The following is an 8,108-nucleotide window of genomic DNA, read 5'->3' on the forward strand; positions in this document are numbered from 1 at the left end:
CGGGGCGGGCGTCGACCCCGACGCCCGCGTCCGCTACCGGACCGAGACCGTGGTCCACGCACCGCTGCGGACGGTCTGGCGGCTCCAGACCGACGTGGCGCGCTGGCCCGACTGGCAAGCGCCGGTGCGGAGCGCCGAGCGCCTCGACGGCGGCCCGCTGCGCCCGGGGTCGGCGTTCCACTGGACCACCCCGCTGCCCCCGAACCCCGCCTCGGCCGACCCCGTCCTGGAGATCACCTCCACCGTCCGGCAGCTGCGGCCCGGCGCCTGCATCCGCTGGACCGGCCCGGCGGTCGCGACCGGGCTGCGGATCGACGGCGTCCACGTGTGGAACTTCACCGAGGTCCCCGGCGGCGTCCTGGTGCGCACCGAGGAGACCCACACCGGCCCCCAGGTCGACGCGAACGTCCCCGCCGCCACCGACATCCTCCGCCAGGGCCTCGAAGGCTGGCTGCACGACCTGAAGACCGCCGCCGAGGCCCGCACCCGGTAGGACCGGCCGGGCCGACTCGCCGGACTGTCCCGCCGGACCGACTCGCGGACCCCGCGCATGGAAGCCCGCGCCCCGGGCAGACGCCGCCCGGGGCGGACCTTCGCCCCGTCGACGAGAGGAGGCACCCGCCGTGGGTACCGAGGAGAAGCTGCGCAACATGGCGGAGAAGGCCGGCGGCAAGGCCAAGGAAGCGGCCGGGAAGGCCACCGGCGACCGTTCGACCGAGCTCAAGGGCAAGGCCGAGCAGGCGAAGAGCGACCTGAAACAGGCCGTGGAGAAGGTCAAGGACGCGGGCAAGCACTGACCGGCACCCGGCCGGCCGTCCCTGGACGGCCGCCGGGTGTCCGCGCGTCCACCGCGCCCGGCGGCCGATCCGGCTCGGGCGTGGCCCCTCAGGGGCCGCGCCCGGTCAGGGGGCGAGCAGCCCCTGCCGCCCCGCGTAGGCCGCGAGGCCGTCGGCGGTAGCGCCGGCCCACCCGAGGTAGCCGTCCGGCCGCACCAGGAACACCCCGGTGCCGTACGCCTCGTAGGCCGGGATGCGGACCACCGGGGCGGCGACGGCGGGCAGCGAGGTGTCCGTGCCGACGGTGAGCAGCGTCCAGTGCGGGCCGCGGAAGGCGTCGAACAGCCGGGTGCCGCCCCGGCGGCCGTCGGGGGCGCGGTCGCCGGCCCGCAGCGCGTCCGCCGGGAGGTCCTGGCGGGTCTCCACCGAGAGCGCGGACTCCCGGTAGCCGAGGTCGAGTTGCTGGGTCGCCCGGCCGCGGCGCTGCTCGCCGCGGTGGACCCTGGTGGACAGTTCCAGCATCGCGGCCGCGTTGCCGCGGCGCTCCTCCTGGTAGCTGTCGAGCAGCCCCTCCCCCGCTCGCCCGATCAGCACCGCGGCCAGCTTCCAGCCCAGGTTGTAGGCGTCCTGGACGCTGGTGTTCAGGCCCTGCCCGCCGGCCGGCGAGTGGACGTGCGCGGCGTCGCCCGCCAGGAAGACCCGGCCCGCGCGGAAGCGGTCGGCGAGCGCGGCGCGCGGGCGGAACTCGGAGATCCAGCGCAGTTCGGTGACCTGCTCGGCGGCCAGGTGGGAGCGGGCCGCGACCACCGTGCGCAGCCCGTCGAGGGTGAGGTCGACGGCCGTCCCCTCCGGGAACTGGGCGACCAGCTGGAAGTCCTCGGTGCCGCCGAGCGGGCAGATCGCCAGCATCCCCTCCTCGGAGCCGAACACGTGCCAGTGCTCGCGGTCCAGCCCGTCGATCCGGACGTCCGCGACCAGCATCGGGTCCGGGTCGACGGTCTCGCCGGTCATCCCGATGCCGAGCAGTCGCCGCACCGTCGAGCGGCCGCCGTCCGCCGCGACGACGTACCGCGCCCGGACCGGGCCGCCGGTAGCGAACTCGGCGGTCACACCCTCCTCGTCCTGCGCCAGGCCGACCAGCTCCCGGCCGAACGCGACCTCGCCGCCCAGCTCGCGCAGCCGCCCGTACAGCACCTGCTGGGTGCGCCACTGGGGCAGCATCAGCGCCTCGGTGTACGGCTCGGCCTCGGAGGGCTCGGTCGGGTCGAACATCCGGCGCTCGCCCTGCGGTTCGCCGTCCCGCCAGAACAGGTTGGGCGGGTAGTGCCCGGCGACCGCGCGGACCCGGTCGAGCACGCCGAAGTCGTCGAGCACCTCCAGCGTGCGCGGCTGGAGGCCCTTGCCGCGCGAGCCGGGGAAGAGTTCGGCGCCGCGCTCGACCACCAGCGCGGCGACGCCGTGCCGGGCGAGGTCGAGCGCCAGGGCCAGTCCGGTGGGCCCGGCGCCGATGACCAGGACGTCCGTGTGCATGCCGTGAGAAGCCACGACAACCTCCTTAACGTTGTTAAGTAGCCGTTGCCGACAGCGTGCACTTAACGGCGTTAAACTGTCAACCGTGACCCCCCAGAGAACCCCCAAGCTCGACCGCGGCCAGGTCGTCGACACCGCGCTGGACCTGCTGAACGAGGCCGGCCTGGACGGCCTGACGCTGCGCGCCATCGCCGCCCGGCTCGACGTCAAGGCGCCCGCGCTGTACTGGCACTTCAAGGACAAGCAGGCGCTGCTGGACGAGATGGCGACCGAGATGATGCGCCGCATGACGGCCCGGGCGGCGGCGGACGCGGGCGCCGGGGCGGACGGGGCCGACGCGGCCAGCGGGGCCGACGGGGCCGGTCGCGCCCCGGCCCCGGGCGACTGGCGGGAGACCTACCTGCGGACCATGCGCACCCTGCGCGCCGAGCTGCTGCGCTACCGCGACGGCGCGAAGGTCTACAGCGGCTCCCGGTTCACCGACACCGGCTACGCGGCCGAACTGGACACCTGGCTGCGCCTGCTGGTCGAGTCCGGGTTCACCCCGGTGGCCGCCGCCCGGGCCTGGCAGACCGCCTACAGCTACACCATCGGCTACGTCATCGAGGAGCAGGCGATGGGCCCCAACCCCTTCGACGGCGAGGAGGGCTACGACCTGGACGCCCGCGCCGAGCGCCTGGCCGCCCACCCGCTGGCCGCCGAATCGGGCCGGGTGATGTTCCAGGACTTCGACGAGGGCTTCGAGCAGGGCCTGGCGGCGGTGCTCGCCGGGGTCGAGGCCACCCTGCTCGGCTGACGGCTCCGGCGCGGTCGCCAGCCGATCGCCGTTCGCCGTCCCGGAAACGACCGCACCGCCGAGCCCGTACCAGGGCCCGGCGGTGTCCGTGCCGCGCGGGAGCGCGGGTCAGGCGGTCATGAACTCGCCCACCCGCAGCGCCCGCTTCACGATCCGGACGTCCCCGATGTACCCGTGGAAGACCTTGTCCAGCACCCCCGCGTACGCGTAGCCGCCCAGCATCCACGGCCGTCCCAGCGTGGTCAGCCCGACCGCGGGCGTCGACGGGTTGCGCGCCACCTCGCAGCCGTCCACATACATCCGGCTGAGCTTCCCGTCGTTGACCACCGCGACGTGCCACCAGTGGTCCAGCGGCAGCTGGTGACCCCAACAGGTGGACGCCCCGGTCTGGTTGAGCGGGTAGACGCACCACTGGAGGGCCGGCGCCTCGGAGACGCTGAGCGTCACGACCGGCTCGTCGGCGTCCGTCCCGGGCCCGCTCCTGCCCGCCTCTCCGCTCGTCCCCCAGCGGCTGAGCAGGGCGGACCAGCGGCTCTGCGCGGAGTCCCAGTCGGCGGGCAGCTTGAAGAAGGCCTCGACGGTGAACCCGCGCTCGAAGGTCTCCCGGTTCACCGGCGCGGTGGGCACCGTCTGCAGGTAGCCGCCGCGGACCGGCGAGCGGGTGCCCCTGAACAGGAGGCTGCCGTGGCCCGGCTGGTCCGGGTGGTGCTCGGCGGACCAGCTGAGCGCGCCGTCGGGCGTGCCCGGGGCGCTCTGCCAGAGCAGGTCGTTGCCCTGCCCGCTCAGGTCCTTGACGACCTGCTGCGGGGTGACGGCCGCACCGTCCGCGCCGCCGTTGTCGAACCGCCAGTAGGCCACCGTGTCGCGGACCAGCAGCTCCCCCGCCCGGCGCGCCGGGCGCTGCGGGACGGGCGCGAAGCCGGCGAAGCGGCGCTCGAAGTCGATCGCGAGCGAGAAGCGGTCCACGTCCGAGGTCAGCTCGACGTGCTGGGCCGCCAGCGCGTTGCGCTCCTCGGCCGCGATCTGCTGGATCCACGGCGAGAAGGTCGACACGTCGACGGTGCCGCGGTCGAGGTCGAAGCGGTACGCCCGGATCATCGCCGCGCCGCCGTAGTAGCGGTCCTGGTAGTTGGTGATGTGCACGTGCACGTCGTGGCCGGCCCTGTTCCGCAGCACGGTGCGCCCGGGCGGCCAGTAGTGCCCGTTGACGGTCAGGAAGATCTGGTCGTTGCCGTCGATCAGCCGCTCCCAGAGCCGCTTCCCGTTGTCGGACAGCTCGGCGCGGCCGCCGTCGTCGGCGTGCGCCAGGTCGTGGGTGGTCAGGATCACCGGAAGCTTGGGGTTCGCCGCGATCACCCCGTTCGCCCAGGCGAAGCCCGCGTCGGAGAGCCGCCAGTCCAGCGAGAGCACCATCCAGTCGCGGCCCGCCGCCCGGAACACGTGGCAGGTGTTGTAGCCGTCCGGGCTGGAGCCGCGGTAGCCGGAGGTGCGGGCGGCCCTGGCCTTGCTGAAGGTCTCCAGGTACGGGGTGGTGCCGCGCTGGTCGTCGGTCGAGGAGCGGACGTCGTGGTTGCCGGCGAGCACGCCGTAGGCCGCGCCCGCGTCGTCCAGCAGGCCGAACACCTTGGTGACGGCGGCGTACTCGACGGCCAGGCCGTTCTCGGTGACGTCGCCGAGGTGGGCCAGGAAGACGATGTTGTCGTCCGTCCCGTCCTCCCGGTTGACCCCGCCGTCCAGCACGTAGCGGACCGAGGCCTCCAGCGGCGCCGGGTGGATCCGGTCCTGGTCGAACAGGTACTGGGTGTCCGGCATGACCACGACGGTGAACTGCCGGGCGTCCGGGTCGGGCTGCCACCGCCCCTTCCCCTTGCCCTTCTTGGGCGCCTTCACGGCCGCACCCGCAGCGCCCGCCGCCTCGGGTGCGGCCGCCTGCGCCGGCACCGCGCCGAGCAGACCGAGCCCGGCGGTGCCGACCCCCGCGCCCAGCAGACCGGCCCCGCGCAGGAACCGGCGCCGACTGTCCGCGGCCGGCCCCTCCCCGTCGAGGTCGGCCGTCCGCGGGCAGCCGCACTCGTGCTCGGTCGCCTGGTTGTCGTGCATGTTCGCTCCCGGAAGTGGTGTGGGCCCTGACGGTAGGGACCGGGACTGGTCGGAGATCATCGGGCGGGCCATGCCCCGGTGAACAGCGGCCGAATCCGCCGGGCTTCGGGGCCCGGGCGGCGGGCGACGGTGGGCATCGGCGGGCCGGTGCGGGCGGGTGCTCCGCGGGCGTGTGCCGGCGCCGGAACCGGGTAGGCGCGCCGACGGAACACAACCGGCCGAATCCGTTCGGGGGCCGTCATGGCCGTACGACCCAGCCCAGACCTGCCGCACGCGGGCGGGGCCCGCCGCCGGAGCGGCGAGCGCCACGACTTCCCGCACACCCCGCAGGGCCCCGGCCGGACGATGCCCCAGCTCCGGCCGCAGGAGACGGTACGCCGGGGCACCGAGCCGGTGACCGCCCGATCGGACCTGGAGCTGCGGCGGGTGCTCTCCCGGGTCTTCCTCGTCCTGTTCCTCGGCGGGGCCGTGGCGTTCGCCGTGCTGGCCGCGCTGGCCGGCCCGGGCCCCGCACCCAACCAGGGGACCTACGCCTTCTTCGCCGCCCTGTGCGCCGGGTTCGCCGGCATCACCGCGCTCGACCTGCTGGTGATCCGGCGCCGCCTGGCCGCCGGCCAGGGCCGCGACCGGGCGGGCGGCCCGGGGAGCACAGACTCGGGGACCACGGCCTCAGGAATCAGGCCTCCAGGACACCCGGGCCCCGACCGGCGGGACTGAGCGTGCGGCCCCCGACCGTCGCCCGCCCAACCGTCACCGGCGCCTCAACCATCCCACCGGGTCTGGCCCGGTGGCCGTTCGGCAGACCGCGGGTTTGCATGGAGTCACCGAGCCCCCAGCGATCCGGAGGTAGCGCCGTGTACGAGATGTGGGCCGAGCACGACCCGGCGGTCTCCCCACCCGCCGTGGTGTGGCACGTGGTGGCCAAGGACGACGCGAGCTCCTCGCTGTGCGGGCGGTTCCTGGAGCCCTCCCAGCGCGTCGTCCCGGTGGGCGACGGCGCCGGTGCGGCCGGGCCGGACCGGTACTGCGACCCCTGCCTGGTCACCGTGCGCGAGGCCTTGGCCGCCAGCGCTCGGTGACCTTGTCGTTGCGACCTCCGCCCTCCGTCGCCTTCCTCTTCCTCTCGACACGCGTCGTGGCCGTGTGCGCACGGCCGCCTGCCCACGACCACGCGCTCACGGCCCACGTGTTCACGACGACGCGCTCTCGGTTCACGACGAGGTGCTCACGGCAGCGGCACCGCCATCAGGCACGGGTGCCGACTGCCCGTTGTGGGAGCCGCCAGGACGGTGGCCACCCCGCCGGTGATCTCCACCCGAAGGTCGCCGTCCGAGCTCTCCCAGACCAGGCCCCCGCCGGGCCCGACGGCCTGCGTCTCGTACACGACGACGACGGACGGTGGAGCGTGCCCGCCGATCGGGCCGGGGAGTGTCACCGCGTAGCGGCGGGTGAGGCTTTTCATCTCGGCCTCCTTCTCCCCCCTCCCTGCGCCATGGATTCTCCCCTCATCCGGCCGCTTGTACACGGAGGACCATTGCCCTTCCCGGGGCGACCGGCGCCGTTCCCGTGTCTGCCCGGGCCCGGCACGCCCGCACAGCGACGCGGTCGGCATGCCGCTGTCCGGGTGACGGGACCCGGCGCCGCCGCAGAGCGAACCGTCGCGGTATGGGTCATCGTGACGTGAGAGGACGACACCCGGCCGAGCCCGAGGAGACCGCCCGTGGGAGTGAACGGCGCCGGACCGGACCGGCGGCCCGTGCCGCTGGGCAGCCGCCGCCCCCGGGTGTCGGCGCGCCGGACCCGGACGGGGGCTCCGGGCCCGGGTCCCGACCCGTATCCGCCCGGGGAGCACGTCCCCTCCGGACTGCGGACGACGGCCGGGTACACCTGGCGGCTGGTGCTGCTCGGGCTCGCCGCCTACCTGGTCGTCGACGTCCTCGCCCGGCTCGAACTGCCGGTCGTCGCACTGTTCGTGGCGCTGGTGATCACCTCCGTGCTGCGCCCGCCGGTCGACCTGCTGGCCCGCGGCATGCCGCGCTCGCTCGCCGTCCTGGTCGTCCTCCTCTGCGCCCTCGCGGTCGTCGGCGGGGTGCTGGCGCTGGTCGGCACCACCGTCGCCGACGAGTGGGGCCGGCTGGGCAACGAGCTGCGCGGCGGCCTCTCCCGGATCGACCACTGGCTCACCGGCGCCCCCTTCCACCTGCGGCCCGGCACCGTCACCGACCTGCGGGCCAAGATCGGCGCCTTCATCTCGGCCCACCGCTCCACCCTGCTCAGCACCGCGCTGAGCGGCGCCGGCCGGATCGTCGAGCTGGTCACCGGGCTGGCCCTCGCGGTGTTCTGCTCGGTGTTCTTCCTGCACTCCGGCGACCGGATGTGGACCTGGGCGCAGCGGCAGCTGCCGGTCCGGAGCCGTTCGGCCTGGGACCGCGCCGGCCGCGCCGCCTGGCTCACCTTCGCGGGCTACACCCGGGGCGTGCTGATCGTGGCGGCCTCCAACGCGGTGCTGGTGGGCATCGCGCTGGCAATCCTGCGGGTGCCGCTGGTCCTGCCGCTGATGGTGCTGGAGTTCGCGGCGACCCTCATCCCGCTGATCGGTTCCCCGATCGCCCTGGCGGTCGCCGCCGTGGTCGCGCTCGCCGCCCGGGGGCCGGTGATCGCGCTGCTGGTGCTCGCGCTGATCGTGGTCATCGGCCAGATCGAGGGGCATCTGCTGCATCCGCTGGTGCTCAGCTGGTCCGTCCGCATCCACCCGGTGGTGATCGCGGTGTCGGTGGCCGGCGGCGCGGTGCTGGCGGGGGTCCTGGGCGCGGTGGTGGCGGTGCCGGTGGTGTCGGTCGGCTGGGCCGTGCTCGGCGAGCTGCGCACCCGCGGCAGGCCCGGCCTCCCGGGGGCGCAGGCCGCTG

Annotated in this window: 9 protein-coding genes; 6 read left to right on the forward strand and 3 right to left on the reverse strand. The window is 74.8% G+C overall.

The window, feature by feature from the left end:
- Positions 1-493 (forward strand): SRPBCC family protein (locus tag AE652_RS29205; protein WP_049656880.1); only part of this gene is annotated, 493 nt, incomplete at its 5' end.
- Positions 494-623: 130 nt separating this feature from the next.
- Positions 624-797, forward strand: coding sequence for a CsbD family protein (locus tag AE652_RS44305; RefSeq protein WP_082346046.1), 174 nt, complete (start codon positions 624-626; stop codon positions 795-797).
- A gap of 105 nt (positions 798-902) precedes the next feature.
- Here the strand turns inward: AE652_RS44305 and AE652_RS29210 are convergent, their stop codons facing one another.
- Positions 903-2,306 carry an FAD-dependent monooxygenase gene (locus tag AE652_RS29210; protein ID WP_049656881.1) on the reverse strand — a complete coding sequence of 468 codons (1,404 nt, stop codon included), beginning with the start codon at positions 2,304-2,306 and terminating at the stop codon, positions 903-905.
- Between the two features lie 85 nt (positions 2,307-2,391).
- On the opposite strand from AE652_RS29210, the gene AE652_RS29215 reads away from it, so the two are divergent.
- Positions 2,392-3,102 carry a TetR/AcrR family transcriptional regulator C-terminal domain-containing protein gene (locus AE652_RS29215; RefSeq protein WP_049656883.1) on the forward strand — a complete coding sequence of 237 codons (711 nt, stop codon included), beginning with the start codon at positions 2,392-2,394 and terminating at the stop codon, positions 3,100-3,102.
- A gap of 108 nt (positions 3,103-3,210) precedes the next feature.
- Here the strand turns inward: AE652_RS29215 and AE652_RS29220 are convergent, their stop codons facing one another.
- A complete protein-coding gene (locus AE652_RS29220; RefSeq protein WP_049656885.1) occupies positions 3,211-5,202 on the reverse strand; it encodes a LamG-like jellyroll fold domain-containing protein in 1,992 nt (663 codons plus the stop codon).
- Positions 5,203-5,442: 240 nt separating this feature from the next.
- Between AE652_RS29220 and AE652_RS47515 the strand changes: the two genes are divergently transcribed.
- Complete coding sequence (locus AE652_RS47515) at positions 5,443-5,919, forward strand: DUF6343 family protein (RefSeq protein ID WP_063780303.1); 477 nt, start codon at positions 5,443-5,445, stop codon at positions 5,917-5,919.
- A 137-nt stretch (positions 5,920-6,056) separates the two neighbouring features.
- The gene (locus AE652_RS29230) at positions 6,057-6,281 is read left to right on the forward strand and encodes a hypothetical protein (protein WP_049656887.1); all 225 of its coding nucleotides are present in this window, start codon (positions 6,057-6,059) and stop codon (positions 6,279-6,281) included.
- Positions 6,282-6,427: 146 nt separating this feature from the next.
- On the opposite strand, the gene AE652_RS29235 is transcribed toward AE652_RS29230, so the two are convergent.
- Positions 6,428-6,664, reverse strand: a complete 237-nt coding sequence (locus tag AE652_RS29235) for a DUF6296 family protein (protein ID WP_049656889.1) — start codon at positions 6,662-6,664, stop codon at positions 6,428-6,430.
- Positions 6,665-6,922: 258 nt separating this feature from the next.
- Here AE652_RS29235 and AE652_RS29240 point away from each other — a divergent pair.
- Positions 6,923-8,108, forward strand: a 1,186-nt coding sequence (locus AE652_RS29240; RefSeq protein ID WP_082346048.1) for an AI-2E family transporter, incomplete at its 3' end; no start/stop codon positions are given.

Source organism: Kitasatospora sp. MY 5-36 (genome assembly GCF_001182915.1).
GTDB lineage: Bacteria > Actinomycetota > Actinomycetes > Streptomycetales > Streptomycetaceae > Kitasatospora.